This window comes from Mycobacterium sp. URHB0021, assembly GCF_054057895.1.
Genome location: NZ_JBSRZT010000002.1, coordinates 5,100,225 through 5,121,750 on the forward strand (window position 1 = coordinate 5,100,225; position 21,526 = coordinate 5,121,750).

Sequence of the window (21,526 nt, forward strand, 5' to 3'; positions counted from 1 at the left end):
CGTCTGGATCGTGTTCTTTCGGTGGCACTTACTGTCATCGCATTGTTGACCGCGTGCACATCCTCGGGCGCGAGTAAGTAACTACTCGAAAACTGCGAAGGGCTACCCGAAGTTCGTTTCGAACACCTTGGCTGGCTGTCCACGCGCGGCCCCGAAGGGCCCGACATATAGCATGCCGTCGAGTGGATGGCGGAAGCGACCTACCGAGTACCGCCCATTACAAATCAGGTAGCTGATTACGCGCGTTATCCGAATCGCGACCATCCAAACTCGGAACTGTCAGACCGGACGGGCGCGCCCCGAGCGGGTCTGGTCCGGCGTAGCCCAAATCGGGGCAACACCACTTTCGGGGGGCACCATGACATCGAGCAGCCAATTCTCGACGGCATCGGCCGACCAGCACCATTTACGCGGTTCGCACGCCGACGTGTCACATTTGCCGGCCAACGACGGCCGCCATGCACTCACGGCTTATCAGCGTGATATCTGGACGAGCAACGAGCTCACCCCCGGCGCGCCGAGTTACGTCACCGCCATAGCCGCACACCTCGTCGGCGACCTCGATACCGACGTGCTCGCGCAGTGCATTGCCCGCGTATGGGAACAAAACGACGGGCTGCGTCTGCAGTTCGGGATGTCACAAGGCGTGCCCTATCAGGTGCTCGCCGAAAAACCACCCCCGATTGAGCGACGGGACGTCACCACAGCGGCCGACCCCGAAGACGCGGCACAAACCCTGATACGTTCGGCGGTAGACAGGCCCATCGACCTCGCCGCAGGAGTTCCCCTGCGGGTCATGATGGTTCGCGAAGGCGCATCCTCGCTGCGAGTGCTGTTGCTTTCGCATCACGTGGCGATGGATGCCACCGGCTTGTTCAACTTCGCCGCCTACTGGCTGGCGGAGTACGCCTGCCTGACCACGACTGGCAGCCCAGCCGCGTTACCACCGACGTCGTTCATCGACAGCCTGAAATCCGAACGCGCCTACCGCGGATCTGAAAAATGGGCCAGGGACCGCGACTCTCTGATCGACCAGCTGTCCACCGCGACGCCTGCCCTATTCGATCGCCCAGCCTCGGGAGCACCCCATTCGACGATGCGACAGCATCATGCATGGATCGACCGCTCGCTCTTGAATCGCCTGCGGGAGAAGGATACTTTGTTCTTTCCTTACCTGTGTGCGATCGTCGGAACGTACCTGACCCGCGTGCTCGGGGTCCCCGAGGTCACCCTCGGCATCCCGCTCACCAACCGAACCAATTCCGCCGAAAGAAGAACCGTTGGCGGGCATTTCGCCAACATGCTGCCGCTGCGCGTCGACCTCGGCACCCAGCGGTCGTTGGCGGAAGTGGTGGCCGACCTACGGTCCGGCGTTGTGCAACGCATAGCGCGTCAGCGACTTTCGCTGGGCGACGTGATGGGCGAGCTGCGGCGCGGCGGGTTGCCGTCGGGCCCGTTCTTCGACGTCACCGTGAACTACCTGCGGCTGCCGGGTGTCGGCGAGTTACCCCGATTCGTGCAGAGTGTCGAAGATCTGTCCCAGGGCTCTGGCCTGCTCACGCTCGCCATCAACGTCTACGAACTCGACCAGGACGGCCCGCTGAAGCTGGTGATGAACTGCGCCACCGACGTGTTCGACGTCGACAACCCGATCGAGTCCGTCGAACGGCAGATCAAGACACTGCTGTACGCGGGTATCGACGCTCTTGACGTGGAGCCCAGCGCGTTGCCGATGCTGACAGGCGAGGAACTCGATGTGCTGACCGACCGGCGCCGGGCAACGGCGGTTCCCTTCCCGGATCGATCCACAGTGATCGACCGTGTCATGGGACAGGCCGCCCGAATCCCCGACGCGGTCGCGATGATGTGTCCGGATGCCGGGCCGGTCACCTACGACCAACTCGCCGAACGAACCGTTCGGTTCGCGAATCTCTTGCGCCGGCACGGCGTCGGGGTCGGCGATCGCGTCGCTGTGCGACTCGAACGCGGCCCCGATATGGTGATCGCGGTTCTGGCCGCCCTGCACGCCGGCGCCGCCTACGTGCCCATAGACCCCGGCTATCCGGCCGAGCGGATTCGTTACCTGCTCGAGGACAGCAGCGCCAAGGTCGTCCTCACCGACCACACCGGCTCCCCCTCGATGGGGGATGCGGCGACGATCACCACCGGATCGTGGGCGACCGGCCCCCTGCCTGCGGTTTTGCCGGCGCCGGCGGCCACCGACGCCGCCTACGTCATCTACACCTCTGGATCCACGGGGCGACCTAAAGGCGTTGTCGTGGAGCATCGTTCGGTGATCAATCGGCTGGCGTGGATGCAGCGTCGGTATCCGATCGGTGCCGATGATGTGATCCTGCAGAAGACGCCCATCTCCTTCGACGTGTCGGTGTGGGAGCTGTTCTGGTGGGCGATCGAGGGTGCCAAGGTTGCGCTGCTTGCCCCCGGTTCGGAGAAGGACCCACGCGAGATCCTGCGAGCGGTAGCCGAGTGGCGGGTCACGGTAATGCATTTCGTTCCCTCTATGCTCACACCGTTCCTGGACGAGCTCGAGGCCGCCCCCGAGGCGGTCGAGCAGGCCGAGAGCCTTCGGGTGGTCTTCTGCAGCGGCGAACCACTGCGGCCGCACCAGGTGATGCGCTGGAACCGGGCGTTCGCGGGACGCGGCACGGCGGCACCACGGCTGGTAAACCTCTATGGGCCGACCGAGGCAACCGTGGACGTATCGTTTTTCGATTGCCCCACCGCTGCCGACCAGCCGCTGCGGCGCGTGCCGATCGGCAGGCCGATCGACAACATCAGACTGTATGTGCTCGGCGCATCGGGGCAGCCGCAGCCGACGGGGGTGGCGGGCGAGTTGTGCATCGCCGGCGTCGGTGTGGCGCGCGGATACCTGAACCGACCCGACCTGCAGGCCGAGAAGTTCGTCTGCGACCCGTTCCACGACGGCGACCGGATGTACCGGACCGGCGACCTCGCGCGATGGTTGGCCGACGGTCAGCTCGAATACCTGGGTCGCATCGATCGCCAGGTGAAGATCCGAGGCAACCGCGTCGAGCCGGGAGAGGTCGAGAACGCCCTCATGAGCGCTCCTGGCGTCGCCGACGCTGTGGTTATCGACGCCGAAACGCCCTGGCGTGGCACATATCTGGTGGCATTCTACGTGGCGACGGCAGAGCTCGCGGCTGCCGAGCTGCGCCGGCACCTGTCGCAGATGCTGCCGGACTTCATGATTCCCGCCGGCTTTCAGCACGTTGACGAGATCCCGCTCACTCCGAGCGGCAAAGCGGATCGGGCCAAATTGACGGGGGGTTATCGCGGGTTGGTGGATACCCAGTGGTGCGCTCCGCGTACGGATGTGGAGTCGGTTCTGGCCGGTGTGTGGCGCGATGTCCTTGATGTCGGCGCAGTCTCGGTTCACGACAATTTCTTTGATCTGGGTGGCGACTCGATTCTGACGCTGCGGGTTCGGGCGCTGGCCGAGGAGCGGGGGCTGTTGTTGACCACCCGTGATATCGCCGTCCACCCGACGGTGGCCGAGTTGGCCGGCCATGTTGTCCTCGGTTCGGATGTGCCGACGCCGACCGAGCCCTTCGATCTGGTCGCCGGGGTCGATCGGGCTCGACTGGTTCATCTCCAGGACGCCTATCCCCTGACCCTGTTGCAGTTGGGCATGGTGTTTCACAGCACCGAGCGGCTGAATTCGCCGATGTACCACGACGTCTTCCGGTACTCGCTGCGCATGCGGTGGAATGAGCGGGCGTTCCGCACCGCGCTGGACCGGCTGGTCGCGCGCCATCCCGTGTTGCGCACGGCGTTCGATCTCGGCGGGTTCTCCGAACCGCTCCAGTTGGTGTACCCGCGCATCGAGGTACCCGTCGACATCGTCGATCTGAGTGCGGTGACACCCGATGACGCGCAATCCACCGTCAATCAGCATGTTTCACGTCACCGACATGACCCGTATCAACTGGATCGACCGGGGCTCTACCATTTCTGCGTCTTCCTGCTGGGCGACCGCATCGACCTGGTGTTCGCGTTTCACCACGCAATCCTCGACGGCTGGAGCGTGGCGACCATCGTCGCCGAACTGTTGCAGGAATACCGGCACCTCGACGGTGATCCAGTCCCGGCGGTCGATGAATCCGCCGTCCCGTCATTCGCCGAATACGTCCGCGCCGAGCACCTTTCCATCAACGATCCTGCCGACCGCGCGTACTGGACGCAATTGCTGGCCGACGCTCCACCGGTCCAGATCCCTGGCATGCGCCCCCACACCACGCACGGCGGTCCCGTCCCGATGTCGCGGGTGCAGCGCAGGCTGGACATTGCCGCACCATTGATCGCCGATGTCGTGCGACTCGCCGGCGCCGAACACGTACCCGTCAAGGCGGTGTTCCTGGCCGCCCACCTTCTCACCATCGGACTTTTCGCCGGCCAGCGTGACATCACCTCAGGCGTGGTCACCCACGGCCGGCCCGAACGTGCGCACGCCGAACGCATCGCGGGCTTGTTCTTGAACACCGTGCCCATCCGCGTGAACACCGACGACTGCACCTGGCGCGACGTGGTGCACGCGGTATTCGACCAAGACCGCGCCAGCGCACCCCACCAACGACTGCCCCTCTTCGAGATTCAGCACCACCTCGACATCGCCGTCGACGTCGCCTTCAACTACGCCAACTTCCACGCCGCAGGCGCCACACTGCGCTCACTGGACGTCGAACTACTCAACGTCGACGTCCACGAGGACACCAACTTCGCTCTACTCGTCAACGTGCTCCGCAACCCCCTCGACGGCACCACAACCCTGCGCATCGACGGCGATCCCACCCTGTACACCCCTGATCAACTCGACCAGATCGCTCACACCTACGTCAGTGTCCTCCACCACATCACCACCACACCCACCGAACAGGTCAGTTACCCCACGCACACATCCAGCTGCAATCTGCCCGATACCTGCCACACCCCTACCTCAGTGATCGAGGTTTTCCGCGACGTAGCGGCCCGGCACCGCGACGCCACCGCGCTACAGTTCAGTTCCCGCACAGTGACATACGGTGAACTCGACGACACGGCATGCCGCATTGCTGGGGGCCTGCTCGCGTGCGGCGCACAGCCCGGCGACCGGATCGCCGTGGCCGTCGACCGTTCCCCCGAGCTGATCGCGACCGTGCTCGGCATCGCCATGGCCGGGACGGCCTGCGTGCCGCTGGACGTCACTTACCCGACGGCCCGCCTCAACGCGATGCTGGGCCAGGCGCAACCGGCCGCGGTGATCATCGACTCGGCCAACGAATCGCTGATCGATCCGCACTGCCCGCGGATCCGTCTTGCCGACCTCCTCGCATCAACCCCACCGCCTCCCGGCGCCCTGCCGGTGGTGGATCCGCAGCACGCCGCCTACGTGCTGTTCACGTCGGGCTCGACCGGGACCCCCAAGGGCGTGGTGATGCCGCACCGTGCGCTGGCGAACCTGATCCGATGGCAGCTGTCGGTTCCCAGCGGCTGGCTGGCCGAAGCGGGCCGGGCGCCGTCGACGCTGCAATTCGCTCCGCTGTCCTTCGATGTCGCGTTCCAGGAGATCTATTCGACGCTGTGCGGCGGGGGCCGCCTGATCCTGTTGACGGCGCAAGAGCGTCATGAGCTGCCGACGCTGCTGCGCACGCTCGACGACACGCAGGCCGAGCGGGTCATTCTGCCGTACGTGGCGTTGCAGGCACTCGCCGATATCGTCGTCGCCCGCGCGACGGTGCCGTCACATCTGCGGATCATCGCCTCGTCAGGGGAGCAATTGCGGATCACCGACGAGATCCGACAACTCTGCGCCGCCATCGACGGTGTCATTCTCGAAAACCAGTACGGTCCCACCGAAACCCACGTCGTCACCCGCTTCACCATGACAGGTGATCCGCGGGAATTCCCCGCCCTGCCGCCAATCGGTACCCCGATCGACAACGTCGAGATACTGGTGCTGGACCAGCAGGGCCTGCCGGTGCCCGACGGTGCCCCCGGTGAGATCTATATCGCCGGAGCCGCCCTGGCAGACGGCTACCACGGCAGGCCGGACCTCACCGACGAGGTGTTCCGGTCGCATCCGGTGCGGCCAGGTGTGCGGCTCTATCGCACCGGCGATATCGGGCGCCGCCTGCCTGACGGGGCGTTGGTCACCGACGGTCGCCTCGGCACCCAGGTCAAGGTGCGCGGCCACCGGGTGGAGCCGATCGAGGTCGAACTGGCGTTGCGGCAGGCGGCGGCGCCCCATGCCGGCATCACCGAGATGGCCGTGATCGCCCGGCCCTCATCCGATGGCTCCAGCTCGGGCACCCAACTGGTGGCCTTCCTGATCGGCGACGCCGACGAATACACAGAGGGCGCCATTCTCAACTCGCTCCGGGACACACTGCCCGACTACATGATTCCCGTCCGATTCGAATGGCTCGATGCCCTCCCCCGCACGGCCAGCGGTAAGCGAGCCGATCGGGAACTGGTCACCGCTGTGCTGCGAACACGTGCGGTCGGGCACGTCGCGCCACGCGACGAACACGAGGCCGTGATCGCCGAACTCGTGGCCGACGTGCTCGGTGTGCCTCAGGTCGGTGTGTTCGACGAGCTCTCGTCCCTGGGCGGGGACTCCCTGTCCGCGGTGCGGTTGATCGTGGCCATGGAACAGCGCTATGGGCTGTCGATCCCGGTGTCGAGCCTGAGCGCCAGCCCGACGGTGGCGGCCTTGGCCGACCGGGTCCGGGACCGTGTCGCCGTTGAATTCGACCCATGCGTCCCGATCAAGCCGACCGGAAGCCGGCCGCCGCTGTTCCTGGTCCACCCGATCGGCGGCAACGTCCTGTGCTATGTCGAACTGAGCAGGCACTTGCCGCCGGAACAGCCGCTCTACGGCGTGCAGGCGCCGGGCATCGAACCCGGATCGGAAGCTTCGCAATCCATTTCGAAGATGGCCCGCGGCTATGTCGAGGCGATCCGCCGCGTCCAGCCGCACGGGCCGTATCACATCGGAGGCTGGTCACTCGGTGGCGTGATCGCCTTCGAAATGGCCTGCCAGCTGGCGGCCCAGGGCCTGGAGACCGGCTCCGTACTGCTGTTGGACAGTGCGGCCCTGCGGGGCGGCGTCGAAGCAGAACTCCCGGTCGAATTGCTCTACGAATCGTTCATGTGGGAGCTGTTGTCGGCCAAGCGCGGCGCGGACGCACCGGTCGATCGCCTACCGGCCGGACTCGACGGTGTTGACGAGGTTCTCGATTTCATCCTCGGCAAAGCGGTCGAGCATCGCGTTCTTCCGCGCGCCGGTTCACGGGAGATGGTGCGGCGGCTCTTCGAGGTGTTCCGTGGCGGGATGTTGGCGTTCGAGCGGTATCAGCCGCAGGTGTGCGATTGTGCCGTCACCCTGCTTCGGGCAGCCGAACCGCTGCCCGAGTTATTGCGACCGGCTCACGAATACGCCGGATCGCTGTACGGCGACTCGACCAACGGCTGGGACCGGTATGCCACCGGCCGGCTGACGGTGATCGAGACTCCGGGCACCCATCTGACGATGATCGAGAAGCCGAACGCCATCACGCTGGCGGGCCATCTCGGCGAACTGCTTGAGGAGACCCATTCCAAGAGCCCTGCCGGATCGGACCATCGATGAGCACCACAGCGACCGAACGAACCTCTACCGGTAGTCGCTCCGCCATCGTGCTCGGGGCCGGAATCGGCGGCTTGACTGCAGCCGTGGCGCTCCGTCGCGCCGGCGTCGATGTGACGTTGTGTGAACGCGCGCCCGAGCCGCGCGCCGCCGGCTTCGGGCTCTCGGTACAGAGCAATGCGATGGCCGCGCTGCGAACATTGGGCATCGGGCTCGACGAGGAATTGCTGCGCGTCGGTGGCCGGGTGACCACCTTCACTTTCCGCGCTGCCGATGGCGCGCTGTTACGCCGACTGGAGATGGCGGCGACCGACGCCAGCCTCGGCGCATCCTCGGTGGTGTTGGCGCGCAGGGATCTTCACGCCGTGTTGCGGCACGCCGCGGGATGTGATCTCCATGTGGAGGCCGGCGTCGAGGCGGTCGGATTCGACAACTGCGAGGACGGCGTGCGACTCCGATTGGCCGACGGCAGGCAGCTGTGCGCCGACATTCTCATCGGCGCCGACGGCATCAACTCCACCGTTCGCGCGCAACTGCACGGCGCGGCAGTCCCCCGGCCGGGCGGTTTCGTGTGCTGGCTGGCGCTCGCGCCGTTCCGCCATCCCGCCGTCGCCCAGGGCGAATCCGCGCACTTCTGGGGTCGCGGTATGCGGTTCGGCGTGCATGACATCGGTCACGACAACACCTACTGGTGGGCGACCATGTCCACCGACCCCGACCTGGCCGCGCACTGGCCGCACAGGAAAGCTGATCTGTCGCGCCGATTCCGTGCCTGGGCCCCGGAAATCGGCGAAATAATCTCCGGGACAACAGAATCAGATATTCTCGCACTGCCCGCGCAGGATCGGCCACCGCTGTCGCGGTGGGGTCGCGGCCGAGTCACCCTGCTCGGTGATGCCGCGCATCCGATGCTGCCCAGCCTCGGCCAGGGCGCCAACTCCGCGATCGAAGACGCCGTGGTGCTCGCGCATGCGCTTGCCACGCACAGCGACCCGGAAACCGCGCTGCGCGCCTACGAGCGGCGGCGTCTCGCCCGCACAACCGCACTCGTCGACGGATCGCGGTCACTGGGCCGAATCGAGCAGACCACCAACCCGGCCGTTGCCGCCGCCCGCAACCGTTTCGTCCGGCACACAAGCGAAAAGCAGCTGCTGGCGTCGATGACCAAGCCGATGATCTGGCCGGGTTTCGGCGATGGGCAGCGGTTCGAGCCTGCACCGCGCCGGCTCTCTCCGCTGGAACGCTGGCACTGGACAGCGGATCAGGCGGCGCCGCTGCACATCGCCGCCAGTGTGCGGATCAGCGGCGGTGTCGACGCGCAGGCCATCCGGACCGCACTGGACGCCCTCGTGCATCGCCACCCGATACTGCGTACCGCCATACACAGCGACCGTGGCACGAACCCGCGGTTCGTCCCCGCGCGGCTCCGACCGATTCCGCTGCGAATGGTGCATGGAGGCTCCTGGCTGACCGAGATCGACCGCGAACTGCGCGACCGCTTTCAGCCCGACGCGCCCCTGCTGCGCGCGACCCTCATCACCGTCGAGCCCGACGTCCACGACTTCGTGCTCACCTCGACGTACTCGATTGCCGACGCCGTCTCGGTGGTCTCGTTGGCCCGCCAGGTGCTGGAGCTGGCCGCGGGCGGTGCACCGGACTGGGCGCCGGAGTTCGCCACCCCATCCGGGCCCGAACGCCTTGTGCCCGACACCTTTCAGGGACTCCGCGGAAAGGGCCACGGGCTGGCCCGATTGGCCGCAGACGCGATCAGGGACCGCCGGGTATCGCCGATGCGGTTGTCCCCCGAAGCCCAGGTCCCGCCGGAGGAACGGTTCACCCGCCTCGCTCATCGCACGATCGGTGGCACCGAATACCGCGCGTTACTTTCCGAGTGCCGGCGTCGGCACATTCGGTGTGAGGCGGTCATCGCGGCCGCACTGGCAGCTGCGGCGGGCGCGGACGCGGGCGTCCGAGACGCGGACTTCACGATCGGCGTGTCGGTGCCGTTCCGAGACCACCTGGCCGAACCACTCGACACCGAGACGATCGGCAGCTTCCAGGCGATACTGGCCCTCCCCGGCGCCTGCCGATCAGGGCGACCACTGTGGCAGTCCGCACAGTCGTTTGATGCCGGGTTACGCAACGGGATCCGGCGCCGCCACCACTTGGCGGCGCTGGGCACCCTGGGTCTGCTGACCCCGAGTACGCCCGCAAAGGCCGACGGCGTCGTCAAACTGCTCGATGCCCGCGGTCCCGGCAACATGTGCATGACCCTGCTCGACGTCTCGGGATTTCCGACGCGCATCGGCGACTGGCGGCTGTCCGCTGTCCAGTTCGCCTCAGGGATGTCCATCAGCGGATACCTCATGCTGACCGTCGCCGAGAGCCACGACGAACTGGCATTGAATCTCGGCTACATCGACGACATCATCTCGTCCCGGCGTGCCGAGACGCTCATCGAAAACACCACGGCCGCCTTGCGAAAGGCGGTATCCGAGGTCATTGCGGCCGGTGAGGAGCGCTGACCATGCTGACCCGGTCTGCGCGCCTGGCCGTCTCGCGGCCCAAGACGGTGCTGGTGGTGACGCTCGCCTTGCTGATCGCGGCCTTCGCATACGGCAACGACGTGGCCAACCGGCTCTCCGGCGGTGGCTACTTGAGTGAGCCGTCGGAATCGGGGCGAGCGGCCGACCTGCTGTCGCAACGTTTCCACGCCGGCAAGCCGAACATCGTCATCCTCGCCACCAACACCCCGGGCCGATCAGTCGACGATCCCGACGCCGTCGCCGCCGGACAACGGATCACCCGACAGCTCGCCGACACGACAGGCGTCGACGCGGTCACGTCGTATTGGAGCGCCGCGGGATCGGAGAACTTGCGCAGCCGTGACGGATCCCAGGCACTGATCGTGGCCCATGCCCAAGACGACGGACACGAGTTCGACAATGTTGTCAGGCATCTCATCGACACGTTGAGGGGCACGTACAGCGGCCCCCTGAAGCTCGAACTGGGCGGCGAGTCGGTCAGCTATGTCGACGTCACCGATCAACTTGCCAAGGACGTCGCGACCAGCGAGATAATCGCGTTACCCGTGATCCTGTTGCTGCTGGTGCTGGTGTTCGGCAGCCTTGTGGCAGCCGGATTGCCACTCGTCATCGGGATCTGCTCGATCGTGGGCACCATGGGTCTGCTGACCTTGCTCGCCCAGTTCACCACGGTGTCGAACTTCGCGCTCAACCTCACCACCATCCTGGGTCTGGGCCTGGCGATCGACTACAGCTTGTTCGTGGTGACCAGATTCCGGGAAGAACGCGACGCAGGACTCGGGCTGGACGACGCCATCATCACGTCGGTGCGGACCGCCGGACGCACCGTTGTCTTTTCCGCGGTGACGGTGGCGCTGTCGATGTCGGCGATGCTCGTTTTCCCGATCATGGCCCTGCGTTCGATCGCCTACGCATGCCTCGGGGTCGTCGCGATTGCCGCGGTTGCCGCCATCGTGGTACTTCCGGCGCTGCTGAAAATTCTCGGACACCGCATCGACTCGTTGGACCTTCGCCGCGCGCTGCGGCTGCGGCCCGGCTCCGCGACCCCTTTGGAGAAGCGATTCTGGTTCCGCAGTGCGCAAATGGTGATGCGACGGCCGGTGCTCGTCGGCGGTGCGGTGTTGTTCTTCCTCCTGCTCCTCGGCGCGCCATTCACCCAGATCCATGTCGGTATCACCGACGACCGCGCGGTGCCCCCGACGGTGGAAAGCCGCCGTGTCGGTGACACGATCCGAAACGACTTCCCCGCACAGCCCACTGGCGCCATGGACGTCGTCATCGACGGTGCCGTCACGGCGGGTGAGCTCGACGATTTCGCGAGTACGCTGTCGCGGCTGCCGCACGTGGTGACGGTGGCCACGCCGTCGGCGAGTTATGCCGAGGGACAACGAATCACCGGGACGCCGGGGCCGCGGTCCGATGGCGCCCAGCTGACCGTGCTTCCCGACGTCGACCCGTACAGTTCGGACGCCGATCACCTGCTGGCGCAGATTCGTCACAGCCCTGCGCCGGGAACCGTGCTGGTCGGTGGACTCACCGCCGAGAATGTCGATACCAATGATGCCTTGGTTGCGCGCATTCCACTGGCGGCCGGGGTGATGGTACTGGCCACGTTCGCGCTCCTGTTCGCCTTCACCGGCAGCGTGGTACTCCCGTTGAAAGCGATTGTGCTCAACCTGCTCAGCCTCTCGGCCACGCTTGGCGCCATGGTGTTCATTTTTCAGGAGGGCCACCTCAAATGGCTGGTGGGAGACTTCACCGCGACCGGAACACTCGCGGCGTTATCGCCGGTATTGATGTTCTGCCTGACGTTCGGGCTGTCCATGGACTACGAGGTGTTCCTGCTCTCGAGAATCACCGAGGAATTCCGCGCCCACGGCGACACCAACGCGGCGGTGAGGTACGGGCTGCAACGCGTCGGCCCCATTGTCACGGCGGCCGCCGCGATCATGTCGATCGTCTGCATCGCGATGGCCACCTCGCAGGTGTCGTTCACGAAGATGCTGGGCATCGGTCTGACCTTGGCGATCCTGGTGGACGCCACGCTGATTCGCGCATTGCTGATGCCCGCGGCAATGCGGCTGTTGGGTAACGCGAACTGGTGGGCGCCCCGGTTCCTGTCCCGGACCCACAACGGACGAGAAGCGAACCCGGGCGAACCGTGCGACCTGGAAACAACGAGCCCGACAAGGTGATTCGATGATCATTCACAGGACAGCGGACCGGCTCGGGACAGGGTCCGGGGTGGCGCCCCAAGTACGACGGCCGCTGCGCCCCACCGAAAGGTGGTTCTGGATCGCCGATCAGGTTTCACCGGTCACCGGAGTGGCGCGGGTCCATGTTCGCGGGCATATCGGGGCAGGCTTGCTCGAGCGGGCGGCGGCCGCTCTCAGCGCCGAGTATCCCTTGCTACGAGTGTCGATCACCTCAGACAGTCGCGGAAGGAACCCGGCGTTCGTGCCCTCGGCGGGTCCGACACCGATCCGCAGCGTGCACGGTGACGACCGCGAATGGGAACGTCAAGTCGAGGAGTGCGAACTGGGCACGCCGCTGGACTGGCAACGAGGTCCGCTGATCCGGATCGTCGATGTCGTGCTGGATTTCCCGGACGAAGCACATGACCTGCTGCTGACGGTGTCGCACATCATCGCAGACGGCTTGACCGCGCTCTGTCTCCTGCGCAAACTGGTCGAGCACGCGAGTCGCCTGTCCGTGGCAGGGTGTGGCGACGACGTCGTCGAGTCGCGGTCCGTCGTCGACGCTCCCGAGGACCTGCTGCCCGCCCGTTATCGCGGCGTGCGTGGCCTCGCCACCGTCGCGGCAAGCGAACTAGCAGGCCGCCTTGCGGCTGTGGTGACGCGCCCTCGCCGGCTGGTACCCGAGTCGATCGTCCCGGCGCCGCAGCGTAGGACGCGGTTGCTGCGGCGCACACTCACCTCGACCCAACTCGACGCGCTCGTGCAGCGGTGCCGGTCAGAGGGCGTCACCGTGCACTGCGCACTGACCGCCGCGATGGCAATGGTGATCGGACCGGCTGCGGCGCAGAACAATTCGGGGCAAATTTGCATCGGCGCGCCGGTCAGCATCCGCGCCGAACTCGATCCTCCGGTCGCGGCCGACGAAGTCGGAGCTTACGTGGCGATGTGGCAGTCGATACTGCGCTTCGGCGACGACGTCGACCTGTGGTCGATCGCACGGCAGGTCAAGAGGGCGGCCCGTCGACGCAGCCGATTCGGCCAGCACCTTGCATTGGTCTATGCGATGCGCTTCCTGTGCCCTGCGTCGGTGGCCAAGAGCTCCAGGGTTTTCCGTTTCATCGATCGCCACGGCCCCGGAAACGTCTGTATCTCCAACATGGGCCGCTACGACTTCCCGGCGCATGTCGGTGCTTGGCGGCTGTCGGGCGCTCAGCTCGCGGTCAACATATCGATCAGCGGCTACTTCGTGGCGATCGTCAACGCCTGCCACGACCAACTCTTCTGGAATTTCTTCTATATCGACGGTGTGGTATCCGAGGCATCCGCGCAGCGCTTCGCGGACGGCTGCGTACAGGCTCTGCTGTGCGCCATCGACTAGCCCGGGTGGGGGGCGTGTGATCAGATCTGCGAGGCTGACGCCGGCAGGGTCGAAGTCAGTGGTCATCACCGGTGCATCGAGCGGACTGGGACGAGCCGCCGCCATCCATCTCAGCGAGGTTGGCTTTCGCGTGTTCGCGGGTGTGCGTACCGACCTGAGCGCCGCCGGCCTTTCCGGTCTGGCGCCGTCGGCGGGCGAAATCATCCCCATGATGCTCGATGTCACCGATACGGCGTCGATCGCGCGAGCCGGGGATTTCGTGTCGGACGGGTGTGGCGGCATCGGACTGTGGGCTGTTGTCAACAACGCCGGCATTGCTGTCACCGCGCCACTCGAATGCGTTCCGATAGATGTGATGCGCGTCCAATTGGAAACGAATGTCATTGGTGCGCTCGCAGTCTCCCAACAGTTTCTTCCTTTACTGCGCGCATCCGGCGGAAGGATCGTCAACGTCAGTTCTGGCCTCGGTATCGTTGCGCCGCCATACCTGGGGGCGTACTCGGCAGCTCAGTTCGCCAAGGAGGGGCTCAGCGACGCGCTTCGTCGCGAGCTTCGTCCGTTGGGGGTCAGTGTGTCGGTGATCCATCCTCCCATCGTGGCGACACCGATCTGGGGCAAGATGCGCGAATCCGCCGACGCGATCTTCGCCGCGACTCCCGCCGACGTCGCCGACGTCTACCGCGCCCGATTCACCTCAGATCTGGAAGCCAACGAGGCGCGGGCACGGGCCCGTAAGGCGACGTCAACGGATTACGCCCATGCCGTCGCCACCGCGTTGACCGCCAGGCGCCCACGGCCCCGTTACCGCCTGGGCGCCGATTCGTGGAGCGGCGAGATCGCGCGACGCATCATGCCGGATCGAGTTCTGGACGCCTACTTCGCCGTTCGCAACAAGGGATAGCCACGGCGTTAGCCGAGAACCCCCATCTCCCGGGCTCGGCGCACGGCCGCACGCCGTTTGGTCACGTTGAGTTTAGCCAGGATCGCCGAAACGTGATGATCGACCGTCTTCACCGACAAGTACAGCCGCTCAGCGAGTTCGGCGTTGGTGAGCCCCTCGTCGAGCAAGCGCAGCACCTCGACCTGACGCGCGGTCAGCCCGACGGGGTTGGTCAGCGTCGACGAGCGCCGCCGGGCGGGCACCGCGGTCACTCCTTGTGACCGCAGGTCACGGCGCACTCTCGCGGCCACCGCATCGGCGCCGAGCCGATCGAGAATGTCCAGGGCCCGGCGGACGAGGGCGGGATCTCCGGAGTCCACGAGGGCGAGGGCGGTGTCGTAGGGCATTGACAGCCGGTGAAACTTGTCTGCCGCCGCCTCGTGAGCCCCGTCGAGCAACAACCGGTACGGCTCCGCCACGCCGAGCACATCGACGGTTTGACCCAGCCGCCGCAGCCAGACCGCCAGCTCGCCGCGCGACCATTCCAGACCCGTGACCGGCCCATCGACCAAGATCTTTCTGCACATGGCCAGCCGGTCGTCCGCGACACCCGTGGTCCAGGCGAGCTCTGCGATCGCGGCGGCCGCGGGCAGCGTGCGCAGCGGCTCCCCGAACCTGCACGCCAAGGCCCATGCGTCGTCGATGGCGTCGCGTCCCCCACCTCCCCGGCGCAGGGCCACCAGCGCCCGAATGACCAGCGGCCAGGTGCGGGCCAGCGGCGCGCTCGGACTGTTCAAGACCACGTCGGCATCCGCCGTGGCGTCATCCCACTCCCCCACGAGCAGTTGCAGTCTCGCGCGCGCACCCGTCTGCCATACCCGGCAGATCGGCAGGTCGTGTTCGTGCATCAACGGGATGCTGACGTCGAGAAGGTCTGCGGCGATGTCCAGGCGACGCTGCTCGACGTCCAGGTACGTCAAGTTGCTCCATCCGCTCGAATAGAGCTCGTTGACGTTCTCGGGCCCACCCTCGAGGATCGACAGGATCTTCTCGCGCCCGCTGATCTCGCCGGCGAGCAGCACACCGTAGTTCTCGATCAGGCTGACCCGAATATTCAGATCGGAATCGCCTGTCCGGTCCGTGATTTCGCGCGCCTGGGCCACAAGCTGTCGAGCGTTACCGAGGTCGGTGGCCTGCACCGCCAGATACGCCTGCATCGCGAACGCGTGACCGAGTTGCACCAGCTGAGCCGCATCGTCGCCCGCGGCGTCGAGCACCGTCATCGCCTCCGCGGCATGGTCCTGCGCGCTCTCGCGGTTGGCGTTGTACCACTCGTAGACCGCGAGCGACTGATGATCGGCGCTCACCGCGGCGGACTCGCCGAGCTCGCGCCGGATCCGCATCGCGCGCCGGCACGCGATGATTGCATCTTCGAGGCGATCGATCAGATAGAACTCACCGGCGAGCAACTCGAGCAGTTCGGCTTCCTGCCGCGGCGTCGACGCGCTGCCACTGTCGAGGGCAATCGTGAAGAACTCGGCGGCCTGGGTGTGTGCGCCCGACCGCGCCGCCGCCGTGCCGGCGTCGAGAGCGGCACGCCTGACGGTCTCGAGATCGTTGGCGCCGAGCGCATGATGCGTCAGCACCGCGGGATCAGGGTGCGCGGACACCTCGTACGCCTCCATCAACCGTCGATGCAATCGCGGCTCGGCGCCCGGCGGAATCACACTGCGGATCGCGAGCCGGCACAGGTCGTGGCGGAATGCCACGCCGCGCGAGCTTCGGTGGATGAGCCCCGCTTCCCTCAACGCCCGGGAGGCGGGCAGCGTCACCCCCAAGGTCGACCAGCAGGTGGTCGGGGATCGCCCCCGGCGAGCAGGTCAGCAGGTTCAGCAGGTCCCACGCTGCCGAATCCAGACCGGACGCACGGGCCAGCACCGCGTCGCGAACCGTGGTCGGAAGGTTGTCGCCGTCGTGGTCGAGCATCTCGGAGACGAAGAAGGCATTGCCTGCCGTGACGCGATGCAGCCAGCCGGGATCCACGGGACGGTCGCCGACAAGGGCTTCCACCGCTGCGACGCTGAGCGGGGGCATCGACAGCGAGTCGGCCCGTGCGGACCGGGCGACGTCGCCGAGAAGTACCCGCATCGGATGTCCGAGGCCGACTTCGTCCTCGCGGACGATCCCGATGGCCAACGATTGCGTCTGCGAGACGCGGCGCAGCACGAACCTCAAGAGGTCGATGGTGCCCTGGTCCGCCCAGTGCAGATCATCGAGGACGAGAACTGAAGGTGCAGTGCGCAAGTCGTCGAAGACAGCGGCGAAGATATCGTAGGGCTGATCGCTTCGCTCCAGCACGTCCCTGGTGCGAGCCGCCAGCCGGTGCTCGAGGTCGTGGATCGGACCGAGTGGCCGTGGCGTGGGCAATGGGTCGCACATGCCCCAGAGCACGCGTTCGTCGCGCACCCATTCCGCGACGAACGACTCGACGAGGCAGGTCTTGCCGGCACCCGATTCACCGCAGACCATCACCATGGCGCCGCGCCCGGCCCTGGCCTCGTCGGCTCGGGTCCGGAGCCGGCCGAGCTCCTCATCGCGCTCGGTGAGCCTCACGGCGATTGATGTTAGTGCGCTGCACCCCCCTGACCGGCAGATATGACATACCGGGTGAAAGATAGGGAACTTTTCCCCATGACCGGCCGGTCGATGTCGCCCAACATTGTCTCTGCCCGCGGTTGCCGCCGCGGCACCAATCACCAGACGGGAGAACGACCATGAAGCGCTATGTCATCGAACGCGAGATCCCCGGAGCCAGCGAGCTGACCGAATCGCAACTCGCCGAGATCGCAGGCAAATCCAACGACGTCGTGGCGTCGCTCGGTGTGCCGTACCGGTGGATCACCAGCTATGTCGCGGGCGACAAGATCTACTGCGTGCACGAAGCCGACGACGAAGACGCAATCCGCGAGCACGCCCGTCGCGGCGGGTTTCCGGCCAACGCCGTCAACGTCATCGCCAATGAGTTCGGCCCCCACACCGCCGCGGCGCCGACGACCGGTTAGCCCGCTCGTCTGTCACCGTGCGCCACTAATGCGCGGGGATACGCCGTTGCCGGTCCGACAACGGCCACACGTACGGCAGATCGTCCGGTACATCCGGGAAATACGTCCGATAGTGTGCCGGATCCTTGCGAACCAGCGCTGACTGGTGGCTGAGGTGAAAACGGTCATCGCCCAGCCAGGGCGGAAGCTCGCCGGCCGCAGCCAACTCGACCTGCCCCCGGACAGCGTCGAGTCCGGTCGCCGTTGTCAGGTCGGTCACCAGGGTGGATGCACAGGTATCGGCGTTGCCGTGGGCACACCACACCTCGCAGACATCCAGTCCGTAGCGGGTGAGCGCCTCTTCGTAGCCGGCCCACATCGCCGCGGCCGGATGCCGACGCCATCCGTAGCCAGTGACCGTCAGCGCCCTGAGAACCTGGATGGCCTCGACCCGCTGCTTGCCCAGGCGACGCCTGTCGAGTATGCGCGCGGCCTCGCTGAAACCTGGAACAGGTAGGAACGTCTGCATATTGCCCCAGATACCCATCCGCCGGGGGAACCGAACGCGCTCAACGAGTGAGCACCGCGACGCACTCGACGTGATGCGTCAGCGGGAACGAGTCGAAAACCCGGAGTTCCTCGACGGTGTATCCGTGGCCGAGGTACAGGCCGACATCGCGGGCGAAGGAAGCTGCCTCACAACCGATATGGATGATCCGGGGCACTTCGGCGGCGGCCAGCAGATCGATCACCTCACGGCCCGCGCCGGATCGCGGCGGGTCCAGCACCGCCACATCGGCACGGCGGCGCTGGGCAGCCAACGCGCGACGCACCGAGTCGGTGATCACCGAGACACAGCCGAGGTCGGCCAGCGCCGTGCGCGCCGACCGCGACGCGCCACGAGATGTATCGACCGTCACCACGTTTCCGCCCTCGCCGACGCCGCCGGCCAGCGCGGCGGCGAAAACCCCAGCGCCGCCGTACAGATCCCACGCCGTCATCCCCGGATCCAGACGCGCCCAGCCCGCCACCATCTCGCTGTACAGCCGGGCCGCGTCGCGATGCGCCTGCCAGAACGCGGTCACCGGAACGCGCCAGACCCGCTCACCCACCCGCTGCGTCGCCTCGTAGCTTCCCTCGATCACCTGCGTCGACGACTTGCGTCCGGTGCGCGGACCGGACTGCACCACGTGCCGGTCGCCGTCGTCGTCGAGGACGACATGCAGCTGGGCGCCCGGCGGCCAGGCCCTCTCCCGTAGGTCGTCGAGCATGCCCGGGGGCAGTTGCGCGCAGTGCAGCTCGGTCACCAGTTCCGAGCTGTGGTAGCGGTGGAAGCCGGCGCGTCCCTCGGTGGACGTGTCCAGGCGCACGCGTGTTCGCCACTCTGTCACGCCGCGGTCGCCGACGGTCTCGGCGGCGGCGTCCTTCTCGTCAGGCCACTCATACCCGCCCAGCCGGGCCAACTGGTTGGCTACCACCGCGCCCTTGAGTCGCCGTCCGGCCGCCGGTTCGACGAAGGCCATATCGCAGCAGCCCGCCGCATCGACGCCGGCGATCGGGCACAGCGAGTCGATGCGATCGGCCGACGCCTCGATCACCTCGACAACATCTGCGTGCCAATAGGACCCGTGGTCGCCGACCACGCGAACCCGGACCGTCTCCCCCGGCAGCGCATAGCGGACGAACACCACCCGGCCGTCGTGGCGTGCGACGCAGCTACCGCCGTTCGCCGGCGCGCCCACCGTCAGGACGAGGTCGGACGGCGACGGTGTCGCCTCTGCCCCGGTCGCCTCGGTCTGCTCTGTCAATCGAGGAATCCCCTGCGTGCATCACCGGGAGCGGACTGCGGCTGCAACGTCTTGAGCCGCTCCGACGAACTGAGCTGCCAGGGCACCGACGTCACCATCACGTTGGGTTCGAAAAGCAACCTGCCCTTGAGCCGAAGCGCACTCTGGTTGTGCAGCACCTGTTCCCACCAGTGCCCGACGACGTACTCGGGGATGAACACGGTCACCACCGTCCGCGGCGACTCCTTGCTGACCCGTTTCACGTACTCGAGCACCGGACGGGTGATCTCGCGGTACGGCGAGGCGATCACCTTCAGCGGCACGCTGATATCGCTGTCTTCCCACTTGTGCACCAGCGCACGTGTTTCGGCGTCGTCGACACTCACGGTGATCGCCTCCAACACGTCGGGGCGGGTGGCGCGGGCATAGGCCAGCGCCCGCATCGTCGGGAGGTGCAGCTTGGAGACCAGCACCACGGCATGGTTGCGGCTCGGCAACACCATCGCGCCCTCCTCCTCGGCGGCGGCCTGCTCCTCGAGCTCGCGGGCGACGGTGTCGTAGTGCTTGTGGATCATCTTCATGACCACGAACAGCGCACTCATCGCCAGGATCGCGATCCAGGCGCCCGCGAGGAACTTGGTGACGATCACGATGATCAGCACGGTGCCGGTGCACACGAAGCCGATGGTGTTGATGACCCGCGACCGCATCATCTTGCGGCGCATGGCCGAATCGGTTTCGGTGCGCAGCAGCCGGGTCCAGTGCCGGACCATCCCGATCTGGCTGAGCGTGAACGACACGAACACGCCGACGATGTAAAGCTGGATGAGCGCGGTGACCTCGGCGCGGAACGCGACCACGAAGGCTATCGCCGCGAAGGCCAGGAACAGGATGCCGTTGGAGAACGCCAGCCGGTCACCGCGGGTGTGCAGCTGGCGCGGGAGGAAGCGGTCCTGGGCCAGAATGGAGGCCAGCACGGGAAACCCGTTGAAGGCGGTGTTCGCGGCGAGCACCAGAATCAGCGCGGTCACGCCGGCGATGAGGAACAAACCGATCGGGAAGTCGTGGAAGACGGCATCGGCCAGCTGGGCGATGAGTGTCTTCTGGTGATAGCCGGGCGGCGCGCCGACGAGCTGCTCCTCCGGCCGTTCGGCCATCTGCACACCGGTTTCCTTGGCCAGCATGATGATGCCCATGAACAGGCTGACCGAGATGACGCCGAGCAGCAGTAGCGTGGTCGCGGCGTTGCGCGACTTCGGTTTCCGGAAAGCCGGTACCCCGTTGCTGATCGCCTCGACACCGGTCAGCGCCGCACTGCCGGACGAGAACGCCCGTGCGATCAGGAACACCATGGCGAATCCCAGGATGTCCCCGTGCTCCGAGTGCATCTCGAAGCCGGCCGATTCGGCGCGAAGCGGCGTGCCGAGGACGAAGATCTGAAAGAACCCCCAGCCGAGCATGAGGTACATCCCGATCATGAAGGCGTAGGTGGGGATTGCGAACGCGGTGCCGGATTCCCGGATGCCGCGCAGGTTCATCGACGCCAGTATGAGGATCGCGAGGACGGCGAACATCACTTTGTGATGGGCGATGAACGGCACCGCCGACCCGATGTTCGACATCGCCGAGGACATCGACACCGCGACCGTGAGGACGTAATCCACGAGCAGGGCACTGGCCACCGTCAGGCCTGCGGTCGGCCCCAGGTTGGTGGTGACCACCTCGTAGTCGCCACCGCCCGAAGGATAGGCGTGCACATTCTGCCGGTAGCTGGCGATCACGATCAGCATGACCCCCGCGATGGCCAGCCCGATCCACGGTGTCAGCGCGTAGGCGCCCAGCCCGGCAACGGACAGCACCAGGAAGATCTCCTCCGGCGCGTAGGCCACCGATGACAACGCATCCGATGCGAACACCGGAAGGGCGATCCGCTTGGGCAGCAGCGTGTGCGCCAGCTTGTCGCTGCGGAAAGGCCGGCCTAGTACGAGCCGCCGGGCGACGGTCGAAAGTCTGGACACGAGAGCCAAGAGTAGGCCCATGGGCCAATAGCT

The 21,526-nt window shown here is 66.4% G+C and carries 11 protein-coding genes; 6 read left to right on the top strand and 5 right to left on the bottom strand.

All coding sequences use genetic code 11. The annotated features are described in order from the left end of the window. The first annotated feature begins 358 nt into the window (after positions 1 to 358). The 5 genes from ACVWWN_RS27505 to ACVWWN_RS27525 are packed head-to-tail and all read left to right on the top strand — an operon-like array spanning position 359 to position 14,668. A complete protein-coding gene (locus ACVWWN_RS27505) occupies positions 359 to 7,648 on the top strand; it encodes an amino acid adenylation domain-containing protein (protein ID WP_457146676.1) in 7,290 nt (2,429 codons plus the stop codon). After that, entirely contained in the window at positions 7,645 to 10,170 is a 2,526-nt protein-coding gene (locus ACVWWN_RS27510; RefSeq protein ID WP_457146677.1) for an FAD-dependent monooxygenase, read from the top strand. The genes ACVWWN_RS27505 and ACVWWN_RS27510 overlap by 4 nt, the downstream gene beginning before the upstream one ends. 2 nt (positions 10,171 to 10,172) lie before the next feature. Then, on the top strand, positions 10,173 to 12,386 hold the full coding sequence (locus ACVWWN_RS27515) for an MMPL family transporter (RefSeq protein WP_457146678.1): 2,214 nt from the start codon (positions 10,173 to 10,175) through the stop codon (positions 12,384 to 12,386). Positions 12,387 to 12,390: 4 nt separating this feature from the next. Further along, positions 12,391 to 13,767: a phthiocerol/phthiodiolone dimycocerosyl transferase family protein gene (locus tag ACVWWN_RS27520; RefSeq protein ID WP_457146679.1), complete on the top strand. Its 1,377-nt coding sequence runs from the start codon at positions 12,391 to 12,393 to the stop codon at positions 13,765 to 13,767. A 58-nt stretch (positions 13,768 to 13,825) separates the two neighbouring features. After that, a complete protein-coding gene (locus ACVWWN_RS27525; protein ID WP_457146680.1) occupies positions 13,826 to 14,668 on the top strand; it encodes an SDR family NAD(P)-dependent oxidoreductase in 843 nt (280 codons plus the stop codon). 8 nt (positions 14,669 to 14,676) lie between these two features. Here ACVWWN_RS27525 and ACVWWN_RS27530 read toward each other — a convergent pair whose 3' ends face one another. Then, positions 14,677 to 16,416: a response regulator transcription factor gene (locus tag ACVWWN_RS27530; RefSeq protein WP_457146681.1), complete on the bottom strand. Its 1,740-nt coding sequence runs from the start codon at positions 16,414 to 16,416 to the stop codon at positions 14,677 to 14,679. After that, on the bottom strand, positions 16,301 to 17,260 hold the full coding sequence (locus ACVWWN_RS27535; RefSeq protein WP_457146682.1) for an AAA family ATPase: 960 nt from the start codon (positions 17,258 to 17,260) through the stop codon (positions 16,301 to 16,303). The genes ACVWWN_RS27530 and ACVWWN_RS27535 overlap by 116 nt, the downstream gene beginning before the upstream one ends. A 161-nt stretch (positions 17,261 to 17,421) precedes the next feature. On the opposite strand from ACVWWN_RS27535, the gene ACVWWN_RS27540 reads away from it, so the two are divergent. Next, positions 17,422 to 17,709: a DUF4242 domain-containing protein gene (locus tag ACVWWN_RS27540; protein ID WP_457146683.1), complete on the top strand. Its 288-nt coding sequence runs from the start codon at positions 17,422 to 17,424 to the stop codon at positions 17,707 to 17,709. A 25-nt stretch (positions 17,710 to 17,734) separates the two neighbouring features. Here ACVWWN_RS27540 and ACVWWN_RS27545 read toward each other — a convergent pair whose 3' ends face one another. Genes ACVWWN_RS27545 through ACVWWN_RS27555 form a run of 3 tightly spaced genes read right to left on the bottom strand, consistent with a single transcriptional unit; the run spans position 17,735 to position 21,493 of the window. Further along, positions 17,735 to 18,217, bottom strand: coding sequence for an MSMEG_6728 family protein (locus ACVWWN_RS27545; RefSeq protein ID WP_457149304.1), 483 nt, complete (start codon positions 18,215 to 18,217; stop codon positions 17,735 to 17,737). 40 nt (positions 18,218 to 18,257) lie between these two features. Next, the gene (locus ACVWWN_RS27550) at positions 18,258 to 19,496 is read right to left on the bottom strand and encodes a class I SAM-dependent RNA methyltransferase (RefSeq protein ID WP_457146684.1); all 1,239 of its coding nucleotides are present in this window, start codon (positions 19,494 to 19,496) and stop codon (positions 18,258 to 18,260) included. Then, positions 19,493 to 21,493, bottom strand: a complete 2,001-nt coding sequence (locus tag ACVWWN_RS27555; RefSeq protein ID WP_457146685.1) for an APC family permease — start codon at positions 21,491 to 21,493, stop codon at positions 19,493 to 19,495. Before ACVWWN_RS27555 ends, ACVWWN_RS27550 begins: the two co-directional genes overlap by 4 nt. Positions 21,494 to 21,526 lie beyond the last annotated feature (33 nt).

What these genes read in the sequence shown, in the direction of transcription:
- ACVWWN_RS27505 (WP_457146676.1), top strand. Translation starts at nt 359, where the DNA reads ATGACATCGAGCAGCCAATTCTCGACGGCATCGGCCGACCAGCACCAT.
- ACVWWN_RS27510 (WP_457146677.1), top strand. Translation starts at nt 7,645, where the DNA reads ATGAGCACCACAGCGACCGAACGAACCTCTACCGGTAGTCGCTCCGCC.
- ACVWWN_RS27515 (WP_457146678.1), top strand. Translation starts at nt 10,173, where the DNA reads ATGCTGACCCGGTCTGCGCGCCTGGCCGTCTCGCGGCCCAAGACGGTG.
- ACVWWN_RS27520 (WP_457146679.1), top strand. Translation starts at nt 12,391, where the DNA reads ATGATCATTCACAGGACAGCGGACCGGCTCGGGACAGGGTCCGGGGTG.
- ACVWWN_RS27540 (WP_457146683.1), top strand. Translation starts at nt 17,422, where the DNA reads ATGAAGCGCTATGTCATCGAACGCGAGATCCCCGGAGCCAGCGAGCTG.
- ACVWWN_RS27545 (WP_457149304.1), bottom strand. Translation starts at nt 18,217, where the DNA reads ATGCAGACGTTCCTACCTGTTCCAGGTTTCAGCGAGGCCGCGCGCATA.